At 73.4% G+C, this 22,591-nt stretch carries 24 protein-coding genes; 13 read left to right on the forward strand and 11 right to left on the reverse strand.

Going from position 1 to position 22,591, the window contains the following annotated elements; all coding sequences use genetic code 11:
• Together ACH495_RS15305 and ACH495_RS15310 are read left to right on the forward strand one after the other, a co-directional pair.
• The coding region (locus ACH495_RS15305) for an FG-GAP repeat domain-containing protein (RefSeq protein ID WP_396858349.1) at nt 1-1,279 on the forward strand (1,279 nt) is incomplete at its 5' end.
• 117 nt (nt 1,280-1,396) lie between these two features.
• Nucleotides 1,397-3,031 (forward strand): peptidase, encoded by a 1,635-nt coding sequence (locus ACH495_RS15310; RefSeq protein ID WP_396858350.1) that lies wholly within the window; start codon nt 1,397-1,399, stop codon nt 3,029-3,031.
• A gap of 70 nt (nt 3,032-3,101) precedes the next feature.
• Here ACH495_RS15310 and ACH495_RS15315 read toward each other — a convergent pair whose 3' ends face one another.
• Nucleotides 3,102-5,606 (reverse strand): DEAD/DEAH box helicase, encoded by a 2,505-nt coding sequence (locus ACH495_RS15315; RefSeq protein ID WP_396858351.1) that lies wholly within the window; start codon nt 5,604-5,606, stop codon nt 3,102-3,104.
• 60 nt (nt 5,607-5,666) lie between these two features.
• Entirely contained in the window at nt 5,667-6,293 is a 627-nt protein-coding gene (gene trmB, locus ACH495_RS15320) for a tRNA (guanosine(46)-N7)-methyltransferase TrmB (RefSeq protein ID WP_396858576.1), read from the reverse strand.
• 149 nt (nt 6,294-6,442) lie between these two features.
• On the opposite strand from trmB, the gene ACH495_RS15325 reads away from it, so the two are divergent.
• Nucleotides 6,443-7,000, forward strand: coding sequence for a hypothetical protein (locus tag ACH495_RS15325; protein ID WP_396858352.1), 558 nt, complete (start codon nt 6,443-6,445; stop codon nt 6,998-7,000).
• Nucleotides 7,001-7,464: 464 nt separating this feature from the next.
• Nucleotides 7,465-8,064 carry a class F sortase gene (locus tag ACH495_RS15330; RefSeq protein WP_396858353.1) on the forward strand — a complete coding sequence of 200 codons (600 nt, stop codon included), beginning with the start codon at nt 7,465-7,467 and terminating at the stop codon, nt 8,062-8,064.
• A gap of 144 nt (nt 8,065-8,208) precedes the next feature.
• Here the strand turns inward: ACH495_RS15330 and ACH495_RS15335 are convergent, their stop codons facing one another.
• Nucleotides 8,209-8,433 carry a GntR family transcriptional regulator gene (locus tag ACH495_RS15335; RefSeq protein ID WP_396858354.1) on the reverse strand — a complete coding sequence of 75 codons (225 nt, stop codon included), beginning with the start codon at nt 8,431-8,433 and terminating at the stop codon, nt 8,209-8,211.
• A 261-nt stretch (nt 8,434-8,694) separates the two neighbouring features.
• Here ACH495_RS15335 and ACH495_RS15340 point away from each other — a divergent pair, with 261 nt between their 5' ends.
• Nucleotides 8,695-8,901 carry a hypothetical protein gene (locus ACH495_RS15340; protein WP_396858355.1) on the forward strand — a complete coding sequence of 69 codons (207 nt, stop codon included), beginning with the start codon at nt 8,695-8,697 and terminating at the stop codon, nt 8,899-8,901.
• Nucleotides 8,902-9,040: 139 nt separating this feature from the next.
• Here the strand turns inward: ACH495_RS15340 and ACH495_RS15345 are convergent, their stop codons facing one another.
• Genes ACH495_RS15345 through ACH495_RS15355 form a run of 3 tightly spaced genes read right to left on the reverse strand, consistent with a single transcriptional unit; the run spans nt 9,041 to nt 11,134 of the window.
• Nucleotides 9,041-9,358, reverse strand: coding sequence for an antibiotic biosynthesis monooxygenase family protein (locus ACH495_RS15345; RefSeq protein ID WP_396858356.1), 318 nt, complete (start codon nt 9,356-9,358; stop codon nt 9,041-9,043).
• Between the two features lie 20 nt (nt 9,359-9,378).
• Nucleotides 9,379-10,176 carry an exodeoxyribonuclease III gene (locus tag ACH495_RS15350; RefSeq protein WP_396858357.1) on the reverse strand — a complete coding sequence of 266 codons (798 nt, stop codon included), beginning with the start codon at nt 10,174-10,176 and terminating at the stop codon, nt 9,379-9,381.
• 37 nt (nt 10,177-10,213) lie between these two features.
• Nucleotides 10,214-11,134 (reverse strand): proteasome assembly chaperone family protein, encoded by a 921-nt coding sequence (locus ACH495_RS15355; RefSeq protein ID WP_396858358.1) that lies wholly within the window; start codon nt 11,132-11,134, stop codon nt 10,214-10,216.
• A gap of 390 nt (nt 11,135-11,524) precedes the next feature.
• Between ACH495_RS15355 and ACH495_RS15360 the strand changes: the two genes are divergently transcribed.
• The 3 genes from ACH495_RS15360 (at nt 11,525) to ACH495_RS15370 (ending at nt 13,419) form a co-directional block, all read left to right on the forward strand.
• Nucleotides 11,525-12,373, forward strand: coding sequence for a peptidase M23 (locus tag ACH495_RS15360; RefSeq protein ID WP_396858359.1), 849 nt, complete (start codon nt 11,525-11,527; stop codon nt 12,371-12,373).
• Between the two features lie 109 nt (nt 12,374-12,482).
• Nucleotides 12,483-12,632, forward strand: a complete 150-nt coding sequence (locus ACH495_RS15365; RefSeq protein ID WP_281939450.1) for a hypothetical protein — start codon at nt 12,483-12,485, stop codon at nt 12,630-12,632.
• A 37-nt stretch (nt 12,633-12,669) separates the two neighbouring features.
• Nucleotides 12,670-13,419, forward strand: a complete 750-nt coding sequence (locus ACH495_RS15370) for an EcsC family protein (RefSeq protein ID WP_396858360.1) — start codon at nt 12,670-12,672, stop codon at nt 13,417-13,419.
• 30 nt (nt 13,420-13,449) lie between these two features.
• On the opposite strand, the gene ACH495_RS15375 is transcribed toward ACH495_RS15370, so the two are convergent.
• On the reverse strand, nt 13,450-14,295 hold the full coding sequence (locus tag ACH495_RS15375; protein ID WP_396858361.1) for a GDSL-type esterase/lipase family protein: 846 nt from the start codon (nt 14,293-14,295) through the stop codon (nt 13,450-13,452).
• Nucleotides 14,296-14,415: 120 nt separating this feature from the next.
• Nucleotides 14,416-15,015: an antibiotic biosynthesis monooxygenase gene (locus tag ACH495_RS15380; protein WP_396858362.1), complete on the reverse strand. Its 600-nt coding sequence runs from the start codon at nt 15,013-15,015 to the stop codon at nt 14,416-14,418.
• A gap of 163 nt (nt 15,016-15,178) precedes the next feature.
• Here ACH495_RS15380 and ACH495_RS15385 point away from each other — a divergent pair, with 163 nt between their 5' ends.
• From ACH495_RS15385 to ACH495_RS15405, 5 genes are read left to right on the forward strand one after another with little or no spacing between them, the layout of a single operon-like run.
• Nucleotides 15,179-15,442, forward strand: a complete 264-nt coding sequence (locus ACH495_RS15385; RefSeq protein WP_396858363.1) for a DUF6343 family protein — start codon at nt 15,179-15,181, stop codon at nt 15,440-15,442.
• 12 nt (nt 15,443-15,454) lie between these two features.
• Nucleotides 15,455-16,867: an NADP-dependent succinic semialdehyde dehydrogenase gene (locus ACH495_RS15390; protein WP_396858364.1), complete on the forward strand. Its 1,413-nt coding sequence runs from the start codon at nt 15,455-15,457 to the stop codon at nt 16,865-16,867.
• 42 nt (nt 16,868-16,909) lie between these two features.
• On the forward strand, nt 16,910-17,875 hold the full coding sequence (locus ACH495_RS15395; protein WP_396858365.1) for a TIGR03885 family FMN-dependent LLM class oxidoreductase: 966 nt from the start codon (nt 16,910-16,912) through the stop codon (nt 17,873-17,875).
• 37 nt (nt 17,876-17,912) lie between these two features.
• Nucleotides 17,913-19,493 carry a Na+/H+ antiporter gene (locus tag ACH495_RS15400; RefSeq protein ID WP_396858366.1) on the forward strand — a complete coding sequence of 527 codons (1,581 nt, stop codon included), beginning with the start codon at nt 17,913-17,915 and terminating at the stop codon, nt 19,491-19,493.
• Complete coding sequence (locus tag ACH495_RS15405) at nt 19,490-19,747, forward strand: UBP-type zinc finger domain-containing protein (protein WP_396858367.1); 258 nt, start codon at nt 19,490-19,492, stop codon at nt 19,745-19,747. Before ACH495_RS15400 ends, ACH495_RS15405 begins: the two co-directional genes overlap by 4 nt.
• 1 nt (nt 19,748) lies before the next feature.
• Here the strand turns inward: ACH495_RS15405 and ACH495_RS15410 are convergent, their stop codons facing one another.
• The 3 genes from ACH495_RS15410 to ACH495_RS15420 all read right to left on the reverse strand — a co-directional run bounded on the left by ACH495_RS15410 (nt 19,749) and on the right by ACH495_RS15420 (nt 22,539).
• A complete protein-coding gene (locus ACH495_RS15410; RefSeq protein ID WP_396858368.1) occupies nt 19,749-20,282 on the reverse strand; it encodes a GNAT family N-acetyltransferase in 534 nt (177 codons plus the stop codon).
• 12 nt (nt 20,283-20,294) lie between these two features.
• Complete coding sequence (locus ACH495_RS15415) at nt 20,295-21,623, reverse strand: MFS transporter (RefSeq protein WP_396858369.1); 1,329 nt, start codon at nt 21,621-21,623, stop codon at nt 20,295-20,297.
• A 313-nt stretch (nt 21,624-21,936) separates the two neighbouring features.
• Nucleotides 21,937-22,539, reverse strand: coding sequence for an HAD family hydrolase (locus tag ACH495_RS15420; RefSeq protein WP_396858370.1), 603 nt, complete (start codon nt 22,537-22,539; stop codon nt 21,937-21,939).
• Between the last annotated feature and the right edge of the window lie 52 nt (nt 22,540-22,591).

Below are 22,591 nucleotides of genomic sequence, written 5' to 3' on the forward strand. Positions count from 1 at the left end.
GACCGGTGACGGTCGGGCGGACATCGTGGGGTTCGGGGACGACGGGGTGTGGGTGGCGTTGAACCAGGGTGACGGGACGTTCGCCGAGCCGCGGTTCGTGCTGGCCGACCTGGGCTTCAACGCGGGCTGGCGGGTGGACAAGCACGTCCGGTTGCTGGCGGATCTGACCGGTGACGGGCGGGCGGACATCGTCGGGTTCGGGGACGCCGGCGTGTACGTCGCCCGTAGTCAGGGCGACGGCACGTTCGCGTTCACGCCGACCCCGGTCCTGGGCGACTTCGGCTACCAGGCCGGTGACTGGCGGGTCGAGCGGCATCCGCGCCTCGTCGCGGACGTCACCACCACCGGACGCGCCGACCTGGTCGGCTTCGGGGAGGCCGGCGTGCTCGTCGCCGTCAACCGGGGCGACGGCTCGTTCGCGCCCCGCCCGCTTTTCGTCATCCCCGGCTTCGGCGCCGGCCCCGGTGGACCGTTCACGCAGCAGGGGCCGTTCCTGCCGGACCCGAACGTCGGCGTCGTGCAGGCGTCCGGCGGGCACCGCGACACGGTGTTCTACGTCGGCGGCGACTCCGCGCGCCGGCTCTGGACGTGGACCGGGGGCATGCCTGCCTGGCAGCAGCTCGTCCCCGGCGGGGGCGCCGGCGAGGCCCGCCGGTTCTTCGTCGACCCGTACCGGCCGCGCCTGCTGTACCTGCTGGACCGCGACCACGTGCGGCGTTCCGACGACGGCGGCGTCACCTGGCAGGTCGACGCCGGCCTGGAACAGATGCTCACCTGCGGCGGCCGGATCGAGGTCGACCGGGACGAGGACGCCGACGGCCAGGGCGACCACTACGGCGGCATCCTCAACGACATGCAGTTCGACCCCGCCGACCCGGGCCGGCGCTTCGCCGTCGGCCTCGCCGGCGCGTTCACGACCGCCGACGGGCAGCACTGGACGCGGCTGCTGGACACCGGCGCGCTCCGCGGCCGGCCGGCGAACTGCTACTACGACCCGGTCTCGAACCCGGCCGACCCGGCGCTCTACGTGTCCTTCGCCGGGCGCAGCATCGTGCGGATCAGCGGGTTCGCGGCCACCGGCGCCGCGGCGGCCGGCACCACCCCCGCCCGGTTCGACGACGCGCCGTCCGAGTCGCGCCGCACCCCGGTCCGGACCAGGGACGGCCGGGTCGGCACCGCGCAGGCCCGGCCGGACGGCCGCGCGGCGGTCACCTTCGACGACGGCCGGTCCGCCGTCGTCGACGCCGCCGACCTCACCCCACCCGAGGGCACTGGGTGAGGATGCGTCCTCGTCGGGATGACCGGACGGTGGAGGAAAGGCCAGTCCACATGGGGCAACGGCGTTGCTGATCTTGGATTAAAGTGCGGTCTTCCAACCCTCTCTCCCGGAGCAACCATGAGATCCCTCACGGCCCGCTGGCCGCGTCTCGCCGCCGGCGCGGCGTTGCTGGCGACGACCGCGCTCTTCGCCCCGTCGGCCCCGGCGCACGCCGCCGACGAGCTGCCCGACCTGTCCGTCTCCTTCGACCGGGACCCGGTCGCGGAGATCGACAACAGCGGCACCACGGTCGGCATCTACCTGTACAACTACGGCCAGGCCGACGCCACGGCGGTGACCGTCACGCTCGACCTGAGCAAGCTCTCCGACGACGTCACCCCCTCGGTGTCGGAGTGGAACGACGCCTGCAAGCTCGCCGCGAAGAAGGTCACCTGCACCGTCGGCAGGTTGGTCGCCGGCCAGACCGACCACCTCTACTCGGTGGAGCTGGCCAGCCGCCAGGGCGCCACCCCCGGCGACGCCGGCACGGTCACCGTGACCATCGCCGGGGCCGAGGAGGACGCCAACCCCGGCGACGACACCACCACCTTCCCGGTCACGATCGTTCCGTCCGGCCCCGACCTGGTCGCCGCCGCCGACGACCTGACCGACAAGGCCCACCCGGTCGGCGAAGGTGACCGGGTCCCGCTGCGCAGCGGCGTCCTGAACGAGGGCGACAGCCCGGCGACCGACTTCACGGTCCGGGTCGACCTGCCCACCGGCGCGACCTTCGTCGAGCGCTACAGCGACTGCACCTACGTCAACTACTACCCGAAGAACGTCGGCCTGCCCTACGTCTACGGCCCGAGCCAGGTCACCTGCACGGTGCCGCTGACCCTCAAGCCGGGGGAGGGCCTCCTGCTGTTCGACGAGGAGACCGGCACGTCGCTGTTCACCATCACCTTCGGTCGTAACCTGCCCGGTCCGGACGAGAACTACGGCTCCTTCAGCACTGCCCTGGCCGGTGAGGCGCAGGTGGCGAAGAAGGTTGCGTCCACCAAGGGCAGCGGCAAGTCGTTCGCCGCCGCCGCCGAGAAGCTGCACGCCAAGGCGGTACGCGCGGGCCTCGCCCGCCGGTCGGCCGTGGAGCGCGAGATCGACGACTTCGACAACTACGCCGACTTCCGGTACTGGAGCAAGAAGAACACGCTCGACGTCGCCGTCACCGCGCCGCCCGTCAAGGGCGCGGTCGGGCAGACCGTGGAGCTCGGCTACGAGGTCGTCAACAACGGCCCCTCCGACGGCGGTGGCCCCGGCGTGATCATCACCGCGCCGAGCGGCACGGTGCTGCTGCCCAACGAGTGGTGCTACACCGACGGCCAGCCGGGCACGACGCTGCCGGAGTCGGCGAAGCTGCGGTGCAACTTCGAGAGCGAGTTCCCGAGCGTCGCGTCGGGCTACGGCCGGATCAAGGCCACCGTCAAGGTGAAGATCAAGTCGACGCCGGGCGACGACGGCACCATCGTGGTCGACGGCGCGACGTCCTCCAGCGAGACGAAGCCGGAGAACAACACCGCCCGCATCGTCATCACCACCGGTGACGGTGGCGCCGGCGGCGGCGACGGCGACGGCGGTTCCGGTGGCGGCCTGCCGGTCACCGGCGCGCCGGCCGCGGCCCTGGCCGGGACGGGTGCCGCCGTGCTCGCGATCGGCGCGGTGCTGTTCGTCGTGTTCCGTCGCCGGCGCCTGGCGTTCCAGGCCCCGCGCGACTGACCGACCGTCCGCGTGACACCGCGGGGGCGGGACCGGACAGGTCCCGCCCCCGCCGTGTCGGCGGATCGGATCAGAGCTGGCCGACCTCGGTGACCCGGACCACCGCCGCGCCCACCTCGTCGGAGCCGGCCAGGTCGACCTCCGCGCTGATGCCCCAGTCGTGGTCGCCGTCGGGGTCGTCCAGGATCTGGCGTACGGTCCACCGCTCCCGGCCCTGCTCGATCATCAGCAGCGCCGGCCCGCGCGCGTCCGGCCCCACCCCGATCGAGTCGTACGCCTCGAAGTACGGCTCCAGCGCGTCCGCCCACGCGTCCGCGTGCCAGCCGTCGCCGGCGTCCAACTCGCCGAGCAGATCCCAGCGACGCAGGGCGGCCAGCTCGACCCGGCGGAACAGCGCGTTGCGCACCAGCACCCGGAACGCCCGCGCGTTGCGGGTCACCGCCGGCGGCCGGTCGTCCAGCGACGCGGCCACCTCGGCCACGTCGGACGGGTTGCGCAGCCGCTCCCACTCGTCGATCAGGCTGGAGTCGACCTGGCGGACCAGCTCGCCCAGCCACTCGATGAGGTCGACCAGCTCCTCGGTCTTCGCGTCCTCCGGCACGGTCTGGCGCAGCGTCTTGTACGCGTCCGCGAGGTACCGCAGCACCAGCCCCTCGGACCGGGACAGCCCGTAGAACTGGACGTACTCGGGGAACGTCATGGCCCGCTCGTACATGTCCCGGACCACGGACTTCGGGGCCAGTTCGTGGTCGGCGACCCACGGGTGGCCCTGCCGGTACATCTCGTACGCGCCCTCCAGCAGCTCGGCGAGCGGCTTGGGCCAGGTCACCTCGTCGAGCAGTTCCAGGCGCGCCTCGTACTCGATGCCCTCGGCCTTCATCGCGGCGACCGCCTCGCCACGGGCCTTGAACTGCTGCGCGGAGAGGATCTGTCGCGGGTTGTCCAGGATCGCCTCGATCACGCTGAGCACGTCCAGCGCGTACGACGGGGACTCCCGGTCGAGCAGCTCGATGGTGGCCAGCGCGAGCGGCGACAGCGGCTGGTTGAGCGCGAAGTCGAGCTGGAGGTCGACGGTGAGACGCACCCGGCGGCCCGCCTCGTCCGGCTCGGGCAGCTCCTCGACCACGCCGCCGGCGCGCAGCGCCCGGTAGATGGCGATGGCCCGGCGGATGTGCCGGCGCTGGGCGGCCGGGTCCTCGTGGTTGTCGGTGAGCAGGTGCCGCATCGAGGCGAACGCGTCGCCCGGCCGGCCGATCACGTTGAGCAGCATCGAGTGGCTGACCTGGAAGCTGGAGGTGAGCGGCTCCGGCTCGGCCTCGACCAGACGCTGGAACGTCGGCTCACCCCAGCCGATGGAGCCCTCCGGCGGCTTCTTCTTCACCACCTTGCGGCGCTTCTTCGGGTCGTCGCCGGCCTTCGCGAGCGCCTTCTCGTTCTCGATCACGTGCTCGGGGGCCTGCACCACGACCCGGCCGATGGTGTCGAAGCCGGCCCGCCCGGCCCGGCCGGCGATCTGGTGGAACTCGCGGGCCTTGAGCAGCCGGGTGCGGATGCCGTCGTACTTCGAGAGGCCGGTGAAGAGCACGGTGCGGATGGGCACGTTGATGCCGACGCCGAGCGTGTCCGTGCCGCAGATGACCTTGAGCAGGCCGGCCTGGGCGAGCGTCTCCACCAGGCGGCGGTATTTCGGGAGCATGCCGGCGTGGTGCACGCCGATGCCGTGCCGGACCAGCCGGGACAGCGTCCTGCCGAAGCCGGAGGTGAACCGGAAGTTGCCGATCGCGGTGGCGATCATGTCCTTCTCGGCGCGGGTGCAGACGTTCACGCTCATCAGCGCCTGCGCCCGTTCCAGCGCGGCGGCCTGGGTGAAGTGCACCACGTACACCGGGGCCTGCTTCGTCTCCAGCAGCTCCTCGAGCGTCTCGTGCAGCGGCGTGGTCGCGTACGAGAAGAGGAGCGGGACCGGCCGCTCGGCCGAGCGGACGACGGCGGTCGGCCGGCCGGTGCGCCGGGTCAGGTCGTCGACGAAGCGGGTGGTGTCGCCGAGCGTGGCGGACATCAGCACGAACTGGGCCTGCGGCAGCTCGATGATCGGCACCTGCCAGGCCCACCCGCGGTCCGGCTCGGCATAGAAGTGGAACTCGTCCATGATCACCTGGCCGACGTCGGCCCGGCGGCCCTCCCGCAGCGCCAGGTTGGCCAGGATCTCCGCGGTGCAGCAGATGATCGGGGCGTCCGCGTTGACGCTGGCGTCGCCGGTGAGCATGCCGACGTTCTCCGCGCCGAAGACCTCGCAGAGCGCGAAGAACTTCTCCGACACCAGCGCCTTGATCGGCGCGGTGTAGAACGTCGTCCGGTCCTCGGCCAGCGCCGCGAAGTGCGCCGCGATCGCCACCAGGCTCTTGCCCGAGCCGGTCGGCGTATTCATGATCAGGTTCGCGCCGGAGACGATCTCGATGACCGCCTCCTCCTGGTGGGGATAGAGGTCGAGGCCGCGCTCGGACGCCCAGGAGGCGAACGCGTCGTAGAGCGTGTCGGGGTCGGCGGTCTTCGGCAGCGCGGCGGTGAGAGTCATGGCGGCTCCATCGTGCCTGGGCGGTGCCATGCCGCGCCAACCGGGTTCAGCGCCGTGGCGTCAGCGCCGCCGGTGGATCAGGTCGAAGACGTCCCGGCCGGCGGTCAGCGCGCGCCGCTCGAACTTCGTCACCGGCCGGTGCGCCGGGCGGGGCGCGTAGCCGCCGTGCACGTCGACCAGCTCCGGGTCGGCGGTCAGCGTCTCGCGCATCGACTCGGCGTACTCGGCCCAGTCGGTGGCGCAGTGCAGCGTCCCGCCGGGCGCCAGCCGGGACCGCAGCAGCGCCACGTGCGCCGGCGCGATGATCCGCCGCTTGTGGTGCCGGGTCTTCGGCCACGGGTCCGGGAAGTAGACGTGCACCGCGTCCAGGCACCCCTCGGGCATGGCCCGGACCAGGTCCAACGCGTCGCCCTCGGCCACCCGTACGTTCTCCAGCCGATGCCGTTCCACCAGCTCCAGGAGGTTGGCGATTCCCGGCGTGTGCACCTCGACCGCCAGATAGTGTCGGCTCGGGTCGGCCGCCGCCATGGCGGCGGTGGCGTCGCCCATGCCGGAGCCGATCTCCAGCACCAGCGGCGCCCGCCGTCCGAACAGCGCCGCCGGATCGCACGGCCCGTCGAGGGCGGCGATCTCCAGGCCGTACGCGGGCCAGAGCCGGGTCAGCGCGTCGCGCTGCCGGTCACTCATCCGTCCGCGACGCGGATGGAAGGTGCGGACGCGGGCGGTGGAGACGTCGGTGGTGGTCACAGCGACCCGAGCCTACGCGACCGCCGCGCCGAACGGATGTGAGGTGCGGCCGGGGGTGAGAGGATTCATCCCGTACGCCGGGAGGGGTCATGGGGTCAGTCAGGGGACGTGCGGCGCTGCTGGTCGCGGTCGTCGCGGGCGCCTTCCCGCTGCTCGGCGCGGTGCCCGCCCGGGCCGAACCGGTGCCCGAGCAGCCCGCCGGTGACGTGATCTTCGTGGAGGTCACCCCGAGCACTGTGGAACCGGGCTTCCTGGTCGGCATCCGGGCCAGTTGCCGGAACAACTCGGTGCCCGCGATCGTGGCCTCCGACGCCTTCGGCAAGATCCAGGTGCAGCCGCAGCGCGGCCTGCTCACCGCCTCGCCGATGGTCAACGAGCGCACCCGGCCCGGCAACTACCGGGTCAAGCTGGAGTGCCCGGGCGGGGAGACCGCGTCCACCATGCTCCAGGTGGTCAAGCGGGGCCAGCCCACCCGGCCGCCGAGCCACCCGCCCAGTCACTTCCCCAGCCGCGGCCCGGCGACCGGCTTCGGTGGCACCGCCGGCCCCGGCCTCGGCGGCCTGCTGGTGCCGGTCGGGTTGGCGCTGACCATGGTCGGCGCCGGTCTCGGCGTGGCCGCCTCCCGCCGGCACACCGCCGGGCGCTGAGTCCCGCCATGGCCGACCACGCCGCCCCGCCGCCCGCCGGTTCCCGGCGCTCCGGCTGGCCGTTCCTCGCCCTGCCCCCGCCGGCCGCCCCGCCGCACTCCGGTGCCGCGCCATCGCACTCCGGTGGCTTCCGTTCTGCCGCGCCGGCCACCGGCTCCCGGTCGGCCATCGCGCCCCCCAGCGGCTCGGGGCCGTGGAGTCCGCCCCCGGCCGGGCCGCCGTCGGGCGAGGTGCCGCCCGCCGGATCCCGTCCGGCCACGACGTCGTCGACGGGGTCGCGACCGTGGATGCCGCCGCCCGCCGCCGCCCGGCCGTGGAGCCCAGCCCCGGCCGGGTCGCCTGCCGTGCGCTCCCGGCCCGCCGGTCCGCCTCCCGCCGGTCCGCCTCCGGCCGGTGCGCCGCCGGCCGGTCCGCCGGGCTCTCCGCCGAGGCGGGACCGGGGCCGGAGCCCCTGGTCGAAGCCGTTGGCCGTGGTGCTGGTGCTGGTCGGCGTGTTCGCCGTCGGGGCCGGGCTCGGTCGCACCGCCGGGCCGTTCGACTGGGCCGAGGCATCGGCCGGGTCGAGCGCGGCGGCGTCCGCGCCGGCCTCGGCAACCACGCCGGCCCGGAAGCCGGTCGGTCGGCCGGTCCGGCTGTCCGTGCCGACCATCAAGGTCGACGCACCGGTCACGCCGGTCGGTCAGGCGCGGGACGGGTCGGTGGACGTGCCGCCGCTGACCGAGACCGACCAGACCGGCTGGTACAACCGGGGTGCGGTGCCGGGGGAGCCGGGTCGGGCGATCATCGTCGGTCACGTGGACAGCAAGAGCGGGCCGGCCGTGTTCTACCGGCTCCGCGAGCTGAAGCCGGGTGCGCTGATCCGGGTGACCCGCGCGGACCGGTCCGTGGTGTCGTTCACGGTCGACAGCGTGGAGTACTTCGACAAGGCGGAACTGCCCGCCGCCCGGGTCTACGGCGACTCCGGCCCGGCCGAGCTGCGGCTGATCACCTGCGGCGGCACGTGGCTCGGCGGTCGCACCGGCTACGAGGACAACGTGATCGTCTTCGCCACCCGCACCCCTTGACCGGGCTGCCGCCCGCGAGATCTTGGTAGAAATCGGCCCCTCTGGGGGCCATTTCGTACCAAGATCTCCGGCGATCCTGAGCAGTGGTCGGGATCTTCCGGATGGTGAGAGAAGGCATACGAGCCGGACTGAATTGAGCCTCGCCTACTCGTCCTGAGCGACGTAGACACCCTTTCCGGGGTGTCCTACAACAACGCCACGATCTTTGAGAATGGTGGTAACTCGGTTGATCGTGGAGATGTGCACGCCGTAGGAATCGGCTAGCTCACGAGTCGAGGGCAACTTGGCGCCGGGAGCAAGCTCCCCGGATTTGATCTTCTCCATGATCTCGTTCGCTATGCGCCGGTAGTCGACTCTCTCCGTCGGCATGAGGTGCTCTCCGTTGGTTCCCTGGCTTCGGCAGGCCAATTTGATCACGGCCGAACCGGCACCAGCAAGTTTCCTGATTCACCGAGCGCCACGGGTTGCTTACTCCTACAAGTTGGAATAGGTTGCTGGCTGAGTCGGGTTCCCTGGTTTCGGCAAACTCCTGGGTTCCTGCCTCGCACGCCCACCTGGGGGAGCACGACGCATGGAATCGGCCCCCCAGGTGGGGCCTGGTCATGCTCGCGTGGGGAGGGTGGTTTCGCGATGCCGATGGATGACCCTGGCGAAGGCTCGACGTTCCGCAAGCTGTTCGAAGTCAAGCGGACGCTTGACGCCCACTTCCGGGCGGCCAGCACGACGCCGCGGCGACCAGGATGCATGAGCTGCGTCGACTTCTTCAGCTGCGCTCAATTGGACTGGGCGATCACGGAGTTCGTCGGCGTCTTCACGAGAATGGAGTCCAAGCGCTGACATCCGTCGATCGCGTTTGACCTTCACGCCGAGCAGAGCGCGCGGGCGAAGGCGCGATTCGCTGGGTGATCATGAAGTTGGCGGCGACAAAACGGACGACGAGTGCCGCTAACCTCATGATCACCGGGGCGGGGCGGGGTCAGGGAGTGGGGACCTGGAGGGCCACCTCGAACTCCAGGAGGGTGGCGCCGGAGGCGACCGGCTTGCGGGGCTCGGCGCCCTCGGGGGCGGCGTGCGCGGCCCGGGACGGGCCCTGCGCCCACGCCTGGTACGCCTCCTCCGTCTCCCAGCGCGTGTAGACGAAGTAGCGGGTCTCGCCGGCGACCGGGCGGAGCAGCTCGAAGCCGAGGAAGCCGGGGGAGTTCTCCACCGCGCCGGCCCGGGCCGCGAACCGCTTCTCCAACTCCTCGCCGGCACCGGGCGGGACGTCGATCGCGTTGATCTTCACGACTGCCATGCCGTCCAGCCTACGGTGGCTCAGAACGCCTCGACGGCGGGCGTCAGGTCGGCGTCGACCACGATCGGGGCGTGGTCGGAGGGGCCCTTGCCCTTGCGGGCCTCCCGGTCCACGTACGCGGAGCGGACCGCGCGGGCGAACGGCGCGGTGGCGTACACCAGGTCGATCCGCATGCCCTTGTTCTGGTGGAACATGCCGGCCCGGTAGTCCCAGTAGGTGAAGGGGTGCGGCCCCTTCATCGGGGTCGGCACCACGTCGGTCAGTCCCAGGTCGCGCAGTGCGGCCAGGGCGGCCCGCTCGGCCGGCGTGACGTGGGTGGAGGTGGCGAACAGCGCCGGGTCCCAGACGTCGGCGTCGGTCGGCGCGACGTTGAAGTCACCGCAGACGGCGAGCGGCAGCGCGGCGGCCACCTCGGGCTCCAGCGCGTCGCGCAGCGCCGCGAACCAGGCCAGCTTGTACGCGTAGTGCGGGTCGTCCGGGGCGCGGCCGTTCGGCACGTACACCGACCAGACCCGTACGCCGTCGCAGGTGGCGGCGATGGCGCGGGCCTCGGGGGCGGGGAATCCGGGCTCGCCGGGGAAGCCGACCGTCACGTCGGCCAGCCCGACCCGGGACAGCACGGCCACGCCGTTCCACCGTCCGTCGCTGTGGCTGGCCACCTCGTAACCCAGCGCGCCGACCTCGCCGACCGGGAACGCCCCGTCCGGGCACTTCGTCTCCTGGAGGCAGACGACGTCGGGCTTCGTGCTGCCCAGCCAGTCGAGCAGCCGGGGCAGGCGGGCCTTCACCGAGTTGACGTTCCAGGTCGCCAGGCGCATGGCTCCAGCCTGCCGCATCCCGGCCCGCCCCGCCCGGTCAGCGTTCCGGGGTGTCGCCCGGGCGGGTCTGCTCGGCGAGGAAGCGTTCCAGCTCGGCGCCGAGTTCGTCGGCGCTGGGCAGCGGGCCGGTCTCGGCGGCGAGCAGGTTCTTCTCGCCGCGGCCCCGGGCGAACGCGTCGTACTGCTCCTCCAGCGCCTGGACGAGCGTGGCCGCCTCCTCGGTCTGGGCCACCTGGCGGTCGATCTCCACCCGGATCGTTTCGGCCGCGGTCCGCAGCCCGTCGCGGGGCAGCAGCAGCCCGGTGCCCTTGGAGACGGCGGCGAGCAGCGCCTCCGCGGCGGCCGGGTACTCGGTCTGGGCGACGTAGTGCGGCACGTGCGCGGCGAAGCCCAGGGCGTCGCGCCCCTGCTCGCCGAGCCGGTATTCCAGCAGGTGCCCGACGCTGGCCGGCACCTGCACCTTCTGCAGCCAGGGCTCGTGGCCGGCGATCAGCTCCGGCCGGGTGGCGTGCGCGGTGACACCGCTGGGCCGGGTGTGCGGCACCGCCATCGGGATCGAGTTGAGCCCGACGGTGAGCCGGACGTCGAGGCGGGCCGACAGCCCCGCGACGGCGGCCACGAACCGTTCCCACTGGAGGTCCGGCTCGGGGCCGGTGAGCAGCAGGAACGGCGTCTCGTCGTCGTCGTGCAGCAGGTGCAGTTCGAGTTCCGGGGCGTCGTAGTCGGCCCAGTGGTCCTCGACGAAGGTCATCACCGGCCGGCGGGAGCGGTAGTCGAACATCTGGTCGACGTCGAAGCGGGCGATCGTCCGGGCGTCCAGGGAGGTGAGCAGTTGTTCCCGGGCCAGCCGGGTGGCGCTGCCGGCGTCGACGAAGCCGGTGAGCGCCTGGATCAGCACCGGCTGGCCGAGGTCGGGCAGCTCGTCCGTGAGTTCGTAGAGCTCGTGTGGGTCGAGCACCGGTGGGTCCTCCCTGTCGACGCGTACGGGGGGCGTCGCGCGAACGCGTCCCCGATTCGGCAAACGTACCGGGGGGCGTGGTCCATTCCGTTACGGACCCGTCGGACCACGGAATGGTGATCACGATTCGGCCACGCCTCGGCCTCGCGGCCCACGAGCGGGTCGCCCGAACGGACGAGTTAGTCGATCACCGGCCGGTCCGCCGCCGGCCGCGTGCTTCCTGCCCCGGCCGACCGGCTGCGCGGCGGACCGGCGGTTGGCCCGTTCCGCGAGGTCGGCACCGTGCTGGGTGGGCCCGCACGCGAATGTCCCGCGGCGTCCCCCAGAAGTGTGGCGAGGGCCACCCTTTGGGCCTGGGTGATCCCTATTTGCCCTGTCTAGCCTCGTCGGATGCGTGACAACGGCACCCCCGACGACCCGAACGGCCCCGGCCGCCCGGCTGACCGTTTGGACGATACCCCGTCAACCGAATGGACAACCACTGCCTCGACGGGTACCCGGCGTACCCGCCTGCGGGCCCTGGTGAACCCCCGCGCCCGGCTGGCGGTCGCCGCCGGTGCGGCCTGCTGCCTCGGCCTGGTCGGCGTCAGCCAGGTCGACTTCGGCACCCCGGAGCGCGCCGCGAAGCCGGCCCCCGCGGTGGAGCTGGCCGAGCGCGCGGCGTTGGACGCGGCCTCGCGCGGCCTGGCCCGCCCGAGCACCGCCCCGACCACCCCGAGCGCCAGCCCGTCCCCGTCCCCGTCCGTCAAGCCCAAGCCGAAGGCCAAGGCCACGCCGAAGGCGAAACCGAAGCCGCGCCGGATCGTCCCGGTCGCCGGCCTGAACCGCACCCAGATGGACAACGCCACCAAGATCGTGCGCGCCGGTCGGGAGATGGGTGTGCCGCGCCGCGGGCTGGTCATCGCGGTGGCCACCGCGATGCAGGAGAGCACGCTGCTCAACTACGCCAGCGGCGTGCTGCCCGAGTCGCAGAGCTACCCGCACCAGGCCGTCGGCTGGGACCACGACTCGGTCGGGCTGTTCCAGCAGCGGCCGAGCAGCGGCTGGGGCACCGTGGCTCAGCTGATGGACCCGGAGTACGCGACCCAGGCGTTCCTCGCCGCGCTGGAGGAGATCCCCGGCTGGCAGGACCTGCCGCTGTCGGTCGCCGCCCAGGCGGTGCAGATCTCGGCGTTCCCGGACGCGTACGCGCAGCACGAGTGGCTGGCCGGCGAGGTGGTGGCGGAGATCCTCGGCTGACGCGCCCGGGGAGCGTCCGGTCCGGACGGTTGCCGAACGTCCGGTTCGGGTACCGGGGAGGTTGCCGGTTCCAGGTACACATGAGGGGGACCGCGAACAGGAGGACGCCATGTCGCTGATGCAACGGATCACCACCTTCCTGCGGTCGCCGCGTGGTCAGCAGTTGGTCGACCGGGGCCGGCGCGAGATCGCCAAGCCGGAGAACCAGGCCCGGCTGCGACAGCTCGCCACCCGACTGTCGTCTACCCGTCGTCGCTGACCGGCCCACCCCCGCCGTACGAGCCCCGGAGCGTCCCGTGACTGACCCCGCCCCCGTCGACGGGGAGCCCAACACCGTCCCCGCTGCCCCGGTCCCGCCCGTGGAGGCGCCCGAAGCGCCGCCGGCCACGCTGTGGGACCGGATGCGGGAGGACCCGCAGTACGCGCCGGAGCACCTGGCGCTGGAGGCGGTGCGCCGGCTCGGCCCGGAGGCCGCGCAGTGGGCGGCCCGGGAGCGGGCGACGCGGCCGGACGCGCCGGCCGAGCAGGTGGCCGACCAGGCGGTCCGCAAGTTCGTCAACCACGCCCGGCTCTCCGGTGCGGTCTCCGGCGCGGCCGGGCTGCCCGGCGCGGTGCTCGACGTGGGCGTGCTGGCCTGGACCCAGGCCCGGCTGGTGCTGCACGTGGCCGCCGCGTACGGCGTCGACCCGACGAACCCCGACCGGGCCACCGACCTGCTGGTGCTCCAGCGGGTGCACAAGGCCGCCGAGACCGCCCGGCTGGCGCTGGGCGTGGCCGCCGGCCGGGAACGGGCCGGCGCGTTGTTCGGCTCGGCCGGCAACCGGGCGCTGGGCCGGGTGATGCTCCAGCTCGGCGTGCGGCTGGCCCGGATGGCCGGCGTCCGTGCCGCCAAGCGGATGTTCGCCAAGGTCGTCCCCGGCGCCGCGATCATCCTCGGCACCTGGGCCAACTCCTCGGCCACCAAGGAACTCGCCGACCGGGCCCACGCGCTCTACCGCGCCGGCGCGGCCGGCCCACGGCAGCTCCCCGGCCCGCGCCGGCCCTGACCGACCGGCCCTGACCGGCCGGCGTCGACCTCAGTCGCGGGCCCAGCCGGAGGCGTTCCAGGCCACCTCGGCCAGTCGGCCCTGGCCGGCCGCGTTCGGGTGGAACCAGTCCAGCGCGTTCACCTGGTCCAGGCTGAACCGGTGGCGGTGCACCGCGCCGCCGTCCCAGCGGCAGCGCGACCCGTACGCCCGGCAGGCGGCGCGCAGTTGGTCGTCGTACGCCTCGATCCGGGCCTTGACCTTGGCCCGGCGGGCCGTCGCGGCCGGCGCGGTCGACGTGGCGTCGGCCAGCAGCGCCGGGCAGACGCCGCGCGACCAGGCCCGGACGGCCCGCGACTCGGTGTGCCCGATCTGCCAGAGCCGGTAGAGGTCGGGGATGCTGACCACCAGCACCCGCGCCTTGGGCCGCCCCTTGCGCAGCACCGCCAGCGCCGTGTCGACCTGGTCCCGGAACGTGGCGACCGGGGTCATCGCGTCGACCCCGGCCCGGCACGCGTCGTTCGCCCCGATCAGCACGGTGACCAGGTCGGCCTTGTCGCGGACCGCGGACCGGGCCTGGTCGGTGAGCCCGGCCGCGCGGGCGCCGGGCACCGCCCGGTTGTTCGCCCGCAACGCCGGCGCGTCCGCGCGCAGCCGCCGGTAGACGCTCTCCACCCGCAGGCTGTCCCCGCTCGACCAGGAGTTGCGTTCGCAGCTCACCAGCACCAGGCAGGAGCCGAAGCCGGTGGTGATCGAGTCGCCGAGCGCGGTCAGCACCCGGGGCTCGCCGGGCCGGGGCGTGTCGGAGGGGCGGGGTGACGCCGAGCCGGAGCCGTCACAGGCCAGCGCCACCAGCGCCGCGACGCAGGCGAGCGCGGCGATCCAGCGTCGAGGCATGCGGTTCCCCCGTCCGGTGGCACGAAGCGGCGCGTCGACCCTATGCGCCTCGGTCGTCCGTACGGAAGGTCTGTCGGCTTTCTTTCATCGACATCGATCGTTAACAGGGGTGTGCTGGGGTCAGCGCCGCCAGGGCGCCGGCTGGCCGTGCAGCCACCAGTGCAGCGCCCGGGTGATCCGCGGCAGCACCAGGTAGGTCATCAGCGGGGTCAGCACGAGCGTCATCAGCAGCGTCCGGCCCGCCAACGGCACGTCGGCGACGAACCGGGCGGTCAGCAGCGTGGCGGTGAGGCTGAGCGGGAAGAACGCCAGCCAGATGGTGACCGCCTGCTTCCAGCGCGGCGGCGCGACCGGCGGGACCGGCTCCGCCACCCCGACGGTCTCCACCACGTGGTCCACCGGCGGGTCGAACCAGCCCTCGATGCCGGTGCGGCGTTCCACCCGGGTGTGCTCGACGATGCCCTGCGCGGAACTGAGCCACCAGTGCCGCTGCGGGGAGTCCTCCCAGCCACGCAGCGTGTCCGCGTCGGCGAAGCGGTACATCACGTGCCACTCGGCGGAACCCGGGGCGCTGCGGACGAAGCCGGCACCCAGGAACCCCGGGAAGCTCTCCGCGAGCGCCGTCCCGGCCCGCATCCACGCCACCATCTCCCCGGTACGCGCCGGGTCGGCGCGCCGGGACACGGCGACGGTCACGGGAACCGCCTGCATCGTGGTCATGCCCATCCTCTCCACCGCCCGCGGGATCTCCGCCGGAACCGGCAGACCGATCCAACGCGCCCACCCGGCGGTCGCATCCGCCGCGTACCCCCGTCGTGTCCGGGATCACCGGTCGCGTCGGCCCGACCGGTTAACCCCGGCCGAGCCGGGGTAGCCGGGAAGAATGACCCGATCACAGCCCCGCCGCGCCCGTGGCACGGTCGGACACGCGAACAGCGCGCTCAACCTGCGCCTCGTGCTGGCCCTGTTCGGTGTGGTCGTGATGACCGTCTTCGCGGTGCTCGCGTTCGCCGCCGACCTGGCCTGGCTGGGCGTGGTCTGCGCGATCCTCGCCGCGGTGGCAGTGGTCGATCTGGTCGTCATCCAGCGCCGTCGTGCCGCCCGCCGCCGGGAGGAGCCGGGCGTGCGGCACTCGCTGTTCGAGTGACAGGAGTACGCCATGCCCATCGCCACCACCAATCCCGCCACCGGACAGGTGCTCAAGACGTACGACGCGATGTCGGACGAACAGGTCGACGCCGCGATCGGGCGGGCCGACCTCGCGTACCGGCAGTTGCGGGACACCACTGTCGCGCAGCGCGCCCGGTGGCTGCTCGCCGCCGCCGACCTGCTCGACGCCGAGCGGGACGAGACCGCCCGGCTGATGACCACCGAGATGGGCAAGACGTACGCCGCCGCGAAGGCGGAGGTGACCAAGTGCGCCACCGCCTGCCGCTTCTACGCCGAGCACGCGCCGGCGATGCTCGCCGACGAGCCGGCCGACGCCGCCGCGGTCAAGGCGAAGCGGGCGTACGTCCGCTACCAGCCGATCGGCCCGGTGCTCGCGGTGATGCCGTGGAACTTCCCGCTCTGGCAGGTGATGCGCTTCGCCGCGCCGGCCCTGATGGCCGGCAACACCGGCCTGCTCAAGCACGCCTCGAACGTCCCGCAGACCGCGCTCTACCTGGAGGACGTGTTCCGCCGCGCCGGTTTTCCCGAGGGCGCGTTCACCACGCTGCTGGTCGGCTCCGACGCGGTGGACCGGATCCTCGGCGACCCGCGCGTCCGCGCCGCCACGCTGACCGGCAGCGAGCCGGCCGGCCGCTCCATCGCGCAGATCGCCGGCCGGGAACTCAAGAAGACCGTGCTGGAACTGGGCGGCAGCGACCCGTTCGTGGTGATGCCCTCGGCCGACCTGGACAAGGCCGCCGAGGTGGCCACCACCGCCCGCTGCCAGAACAACGGCCAGTCCTGCATCGCGGCCAAGCGGTTCATCGTGCACACCGACGTCTTCGACGCGTTCGCCGAGAAGTTCGCCGCCCGGATGGCGGCGTTGCGGGTCGGCGACCCGATGGACGACGGCACCGACGTCGGCCCGCTGGCCAGCGAACGCGGCCGGGACGAGGTGCACGCCCAGGTGACCGACGCGGTCCAGCAGGGCGCCACCGTGCTCTGCGGCGGCGAGAAGCCGGCCGGGGACGGCTGGTTCTACCCGCCGACCGTGGTCACCGACCTGCGTCCGGAGATGCGGATGTGGAGCGAGGAGGTCTTCGGCCCGGTCGCCGGCCTCTACCGGGTCGGCTCGTACGACGAGGCGATCGAGGTGGCCAACGGCACCAGCTTCGGCCTCGGCTCGAACGCCTGGACCACCGACCCGGCCGAGCAGGAACGCTTCGCGGTCGACCTGGACGCCGGCAACGTGTTCGTCAACGGCATGACCACGTCCTATCCGGAGCTGCCGTTCGGCGGCGTGAAGAACTCCGGGTACGGCCGCGAGCTGTCCGCGGTGGGCATGCGCGAGTTCTGCAACACCAAGACGGTGTGGATCGGCGAGGGGGAGGCCGGCGCGGGCGCCGGCGCGCACGCCGAGTGAGGTGCGGTTGGCCGGACGCCGGCATGGGTAGGAGTGCTGCCCATGACGGCGTTCGGCTTCCACGCATCCCATGAGCAGATCCACCCGGCCCGGCTGCTGGAGGCGGTGATCCACGCCGAACGCGCCGGCTTCGACGCGGCCATGTGCTCCGACCACTTCTCCCCGTGGAGCGAGCGGCAGGGCCAGTCCGGCTTCGCCTGGTCCTGGCTCGGCGCCGCGCTCCAGGCCACCAATCTCTCCTTCGGCGTGGTCAACGCGCCCGGCCAGCGCTACCACCCGGCGATCATCGCGCAGGCCATCGGCACGCTCGGCGCCATGTACCCGGGCCGGTTCTGGGCGGCGCTGGGCACCGGCGAGGCCAGCAACGAGCACATCACCGGCGACGTCTGGCCGCGCAAGGACGTCCGCAGCGCGCGGCTGCGCGAGTGCGTCGACGTGATCCGGGCGCTGCTGGCCGGCGAGGAGGTCAGCCACGACGGGCTGGTCACCGTGGACCGGGCGAAGCTGTGGACCCGCCCCGAGGAGCCGCCGGCGCTGGTCGGCGCCGCGGTCAGCGTCGCCACGGCCCGCTGGTGCGCCGAGTGGGCCGACGGGCTGATCACGGTCAACGCGCCGGTCGACCACCTCCGCCAGATGATCGACGCCTACCGGGACGCCGGCGGGCGCGGCCCGCTGCACCTCCAGGTGCACGTGAGCTGGGCGCCCGAGCAGGCCGAGGCCGAGGCCATCGCGTACGAGCAGTGGCGCAGCAACGTCTTCGCGCCGCCGGTCTGCTGGGACCTGGAGACCGCCGCGCACTTCGACGAGGTCAGCGCCGAGGTGCCGATGTCGAAGGTCACCGACACCGTCAACGTCTCGGCCGACCTGGGCCGGCACGTCGGCTGGCTGGAGGAGTACGTCGAGCTGGGCTTCGACCAGATCGCCCTGCACCACGTCGGGCAGGAGCAGCGCGCGTTCCTGGACGCGTTCGGCGCCGAGGTGCTGCCGAAGGTGCGACCGACCGCGTGAGCACAGGCGGGCCGGGCGACCCCTAGGCTCGTACCCCATGGAAGCTCTGTTCGAGGTCGTGGTGTTCCTGGCGATCGCCACGTTCGGCGCGGCGCTGGCCCGCCGGCTCGGGTTGCTCGCGCCGATCCTGCTGGTGGTGCTCGGCCTCGCACTGTCCTTCCTGCCGTTCTTCCCGCACGTCCGGCTGGACCCGGACCTGGTGCTCGTCGGCATCCTGCCGCCGCTGCTCTACGTGGCGGCGGTGAACACCTCGGTGCCGGCGTTCCGGCTCAACCTGCGGCCGATCCTGCTGCTCGCGGTCGGTCTGGTGATCTTCACCGCGTTCGTGGTGGGCACCGTCGTGCACCTGTTCCTGCCCGACCTGCCGTACGCGATCTGCCTGGCGCTCGGCGCGGTGGTGGCGCCGCCCGACGCGGTCGCCGCCACCGCGGTGGCCCGTCGGGTCGGCCTGCCCCGGCGGATCGTCACCATCCTCGAGGGCGAGAGCCTGGTCAACGACGCCACCGCGCTGGTGCTGCTGCGGGTGGCCATCGTGGCGGCCACCGCCAGCTCCGGCGGGGTCGGCGTCGGCGACGTGGCCCGGGAGGTGCTGGTCGCCGCCGGCGGCGGCATCGTGGTCGGGCTGCTCGGCGTGGTGGTCTTCGGCTACCTGCACAAGCGCATCACCGACCCGGTGCTGGACAACGCGTTGTCGCTGATCGTGCCGTTCGCCGTGGTGTACGCCGCCGAGGAGATCCACGCGTCCGGGGTGGTCGCGGTCGTGGTGACCGGGCTCGGCATCGGGCACAAGCTGCCGATGCTCCTGTCGGCCGCGTCCCGCCTCCAGGTGACCGCGTTCTGGCGGCTGATCCAGTTCCTGCTGGAAGGGCTGGTGTTCCTGCTGGTCGGCCTGCAACTGCCGGAGGTGGTGCGCGACCTCGACGAGCCGATCGGCTCGCTGGTCGGGATCACCGCCGCCGTGCTGGCCGCCGTCCTCCTGGCCCGGTTCGTCTGGATGTTCCCCGCCACCTACCTGGCCCGGCTGGTGCCCCGGGTCCGCCAGCGCGACCCCGCGCCACCGGTGCAGATCCCCATCGTCATCAGTTGGGCCGGCATGCGCGGCGTGGTGACGCTGGCCGCCGCGCTGGGCCTGCCGCTCACCCTGGCCGACGACCGGCCCTATCCGCGGGCGCTGCTGATCTGGCTGGCCTTCGCGGTGATCGTGGCCACCCTGGTCGGGCAGGGCGCCACGCTGCCCTGGGTGGCCCGGCGGCTGCGGCTGCCCCCCGACGACCCGGTGCAGGACGCGCTCTCCGCCGCCGGGGTGCAGCAGCGGGCCAGCCGGGCCGCCCGGGACCGGCTCGACGCGCTGGCCGAGGGCGCGCCGGAGGCGGTGGTGGAGCGGCTGCGCGGGCTGACCACGTCCCGCGCCAACGTGGCCTGGGAACGGCTCGGCGGCAGTGACCGGGAGACCCCCTCCCAGGCGTACGCGCGGCTGCGGCAGGAGATGATCGACGCCGAGCGGGAGGTGTTCCGCGCCGCCCGCGACTCCGGCCAGATCCCGGAGGAGGTGCTCACCCGCGCCTACCGGGACCTGGACCTGGAGGAGTCGCTGCTACGACAGGAGGTTCTCGAATGAGCTGCCAGCACCTCACCGGGGCGGGCGACGCCGAGCCGGTCACCACCACCGAGTGCCCCGACTGCGTGGCGGTCGGCAACCGGGACTGGGTGCACCTGCGCGCCTGCCTGAGCTGCGGGCACGTGGGCTGCTGCGACTCGTCGGCGTACCAGCACGCGAGCAGGCACTTCGAGTCCACCGGGCACCCGGTGATGCGCTCGATCGAGCCGGGGGAGTCGTGGCGCTGGTGCTTCGCCGACGAGGAGATCGGCTGACTCAGCCGAGCCGGCGGGCCAGCACCTGCCCCGGCCACGGCGGCCGACCCGGCCGGGTCACCGTGAACGGGTCGGTCGCGGTGAAGCCGCAGCCCTCGTAGAAGCGCACCAGCGCCCGGTCCTCGCTCCGGTGGCAGTCCACCCGCAGCAGGCCCAGCCCGCGGTCGCGGGCCAGTTCCGCCGCGTACGCCAGCAGTCGCGCGCCGATCCCACGGCCCGCGTACGCCCGGTCGGTGACCAACAGGTTGACGTAGAGTTCCGGTTCGGTGGCCGGCGGCACGTGCTCCGTCGCGTCGCCGACCACCAGCGCACCGACGACGGCGCCGTCAATCTCGGCGAGGTGCAGGCCGCCGCCGCGAGCGTAGGCGTCGGCCCGGGCGATGTGGCGCGTGTCGGTCGAGACCGGGTCGACGCCCCACTGCTCGGGCCGGCCGCGTGCGGCCAGCCACGCGATCGCGCTGTCGAACAGCCGCAGCACGGTGGGCGCGTCCGCCGGCCCGCCGGGTCGGATGGTGATGCTTCCCCGCTCGGTCATCCCGTCATCCTGCTACCCGGGTGCGACCGGCTGCCCGGTCGGTTCTCCGGTGGGCGCCGGCCGGCTCGCCACCGCGCGGCGGACCAGCGCCGGGGCGGCCAGCCCGACGACGGCGAACAGCGCGCCGAGCACCAGCCAGCCCACCCCGCCGCCGCCCAGCACCAGCAGCGTCAGCAGGCCCCGGCCGAGCGCCTGGGCCAGCCCGGCGAGCAGCCCGTCCGCCCCCTGGTAGGCGCCGATCGCGCCGGGTGGGGCCAGGTCGTAGGCGAGGCCCGCGCCGGCCGCGCCGTGCCACAGGTCGCCCACCGTCCACACCGCGGTCGCTGCCAGCAGCAGCGCCACCGCCGGGAACACCGGCAGGCCGCCGGTCACCGCGTAGACCGGGGTCGCGGCGGCCAGCACCAGCCCGGCCCGGCGCAGCTTGCGCGCGGCTGGCGCGGCGGTGTCCGCGCCCCGGCTCAGCCGTACCGCCAGCAGCACGGTGAGCACCGTGTTGGTGAGCAGCACCGCCGACACCACCGGCGGCGGCGCGCCGGCCGGGCCGACCGTCCACAGCGGCACGACCAGCACCAGCACTGTCACGTGCGTGCCGAGCACCGCGGACGCGCCGCTCACCGCCAGGAACCAGCCGTCCCGCAGCGGCCCGCCGCGCCGCGCCACGTCCGTCGCCCTGGGCGCTGCGTCGGCCGCCTGTCGTGCGGCGTCGGTCGGCCGTCGTGCGGTGTCGGTCGGCCGTCGTGCGGCGTCGGTCGGCCGTCGTGCGGCGGCCGGTGGCTGCGGCGGCAACCGGAGCAGCAGCGCCGCCGAGAGCAGATAGGTGGCCGCGTTGCCGACCACCAGCACCTGGTACGCCCGGTGGGTGTCCGCCGCCAGCGCGATCCCGGCCAGCGCGGTGCCGACGCTGATGCCCAGGTTGGCCACCGCACGCAGGGTGGCGAACGCGTGCACCCGCCCGGTCGGGCCACCGATCGCGGCGACCAGCGCCGCCCGGACCGCCAGGTTGCCGGTGGCCAGCAGCGCCTCCGGCACCGCCACCACCAGGAACGCCGTCAGCGAGTCGACGAGCAGGTACGCCGTCGCGGCGAGCGCCTGGCCCACCTGGAGCACGGCGCGCAGCGTACGCGGGTCCCACCGGTCCGCCAGCCCGCCCAACGGCACGCTGGCGGTCAGCCCGACCAGGCCGGCGACGGTCAACCCGGCGCCCACCGAGGCGGCGGAGAGGCCGACGTCGCGGGTCAGGTACAGCGCGCCGCCAGCCAGCCAGAGCCCGGTGCCGATGGTGTTGGCCAGGGTGGCGGACGCCAGCGTGCGCAGCGGGCCGGGCGGCGGGACACCCCTCATCGGCGCCGGACGGGCCCGGCCGCCGAGCCCTCGGCGAGCACTGCGTCCGCATTGACGGTCATGGCACCGACGCTAGGCGCGGGCGGTCCGTGCCGAAGCCCGGGACGGCGCGACGCCTGTCACATCGGTCGGCATTGGCGTCCTTCGGCGTACCGCCCGCTCGGGCGTGTCGCCGCCAGCAAGACCGTGTCGTGGAGAGCGCCATGACTCACAGTCATAATTATGACTGTGAGTCATGGCATTCGAAGGCGCACTCTTTGAGGGAGTCATAACGCAGCGTGTTCGTCCTTGCCGCCCGCAACTCCCGGGTCGGTCATCGGCTGGCCGCGCGCTCCCGGGGATGCGGCACCCGGACCGACGCCATGCCCGCCGCCGTCGCGGCCGCCACGCCGAGATCGGTGTCCTCGAAGACGAGACAGCCGGCCGGCTCGATGCCGAGCCGTCGGGCGGCCAGCAGGTAGCCCTCCGGGTCCGGCTTGGGCCGCGTGCAGTCCTCGGCGCAGACCAGCGTGTCGAACCGGTCGAGCAGGCCCAGCGCGGTGAGCGAGGCGGTCACCGACTCCCGGGTGCTGCCGGAGACGACCGCGAACGGCACCCGCCCGTGCGCGTCCTCGATGTGCGCCAGCACCTCGGGCACGGCCGTCACGCCGGGCAGCAGCTCCTGGAACAGCTCCTCCCGGCGGCGGGCCACCGCCTCGACCGGCATGGTCAGACCGTGCCGGCGGTTGAGATCGACGACGATGTCGGCGACCGGCCGGCCGCCCCAGGCGTAGAACAGCTCCTCCGGCAACTCGGCGCCCCACTCGGCCAGCGCCGCGCACCAGGCGCGGTGGTGCACCGGCATCGAGTCGACAATCGTGCCGTCGCAGTCGAACAGGTACGCGCGGAAGTCGCCGGACGGCAGGGGGAGGGCCACCGGTGCAGGGTACGCCGAAAACCGCTCGCGTCCCGGCGCCCGCTCTGCCAGC

This window comes from Micromonospora sp. NPDC018662 (genome assembly GCF_044391475.1).
Taxonomy (GTDB): Bacteria; Actinomycetota; Actinomycetes; order Mycobacteriales; family Micromonosporaceae; genus Micromonospora.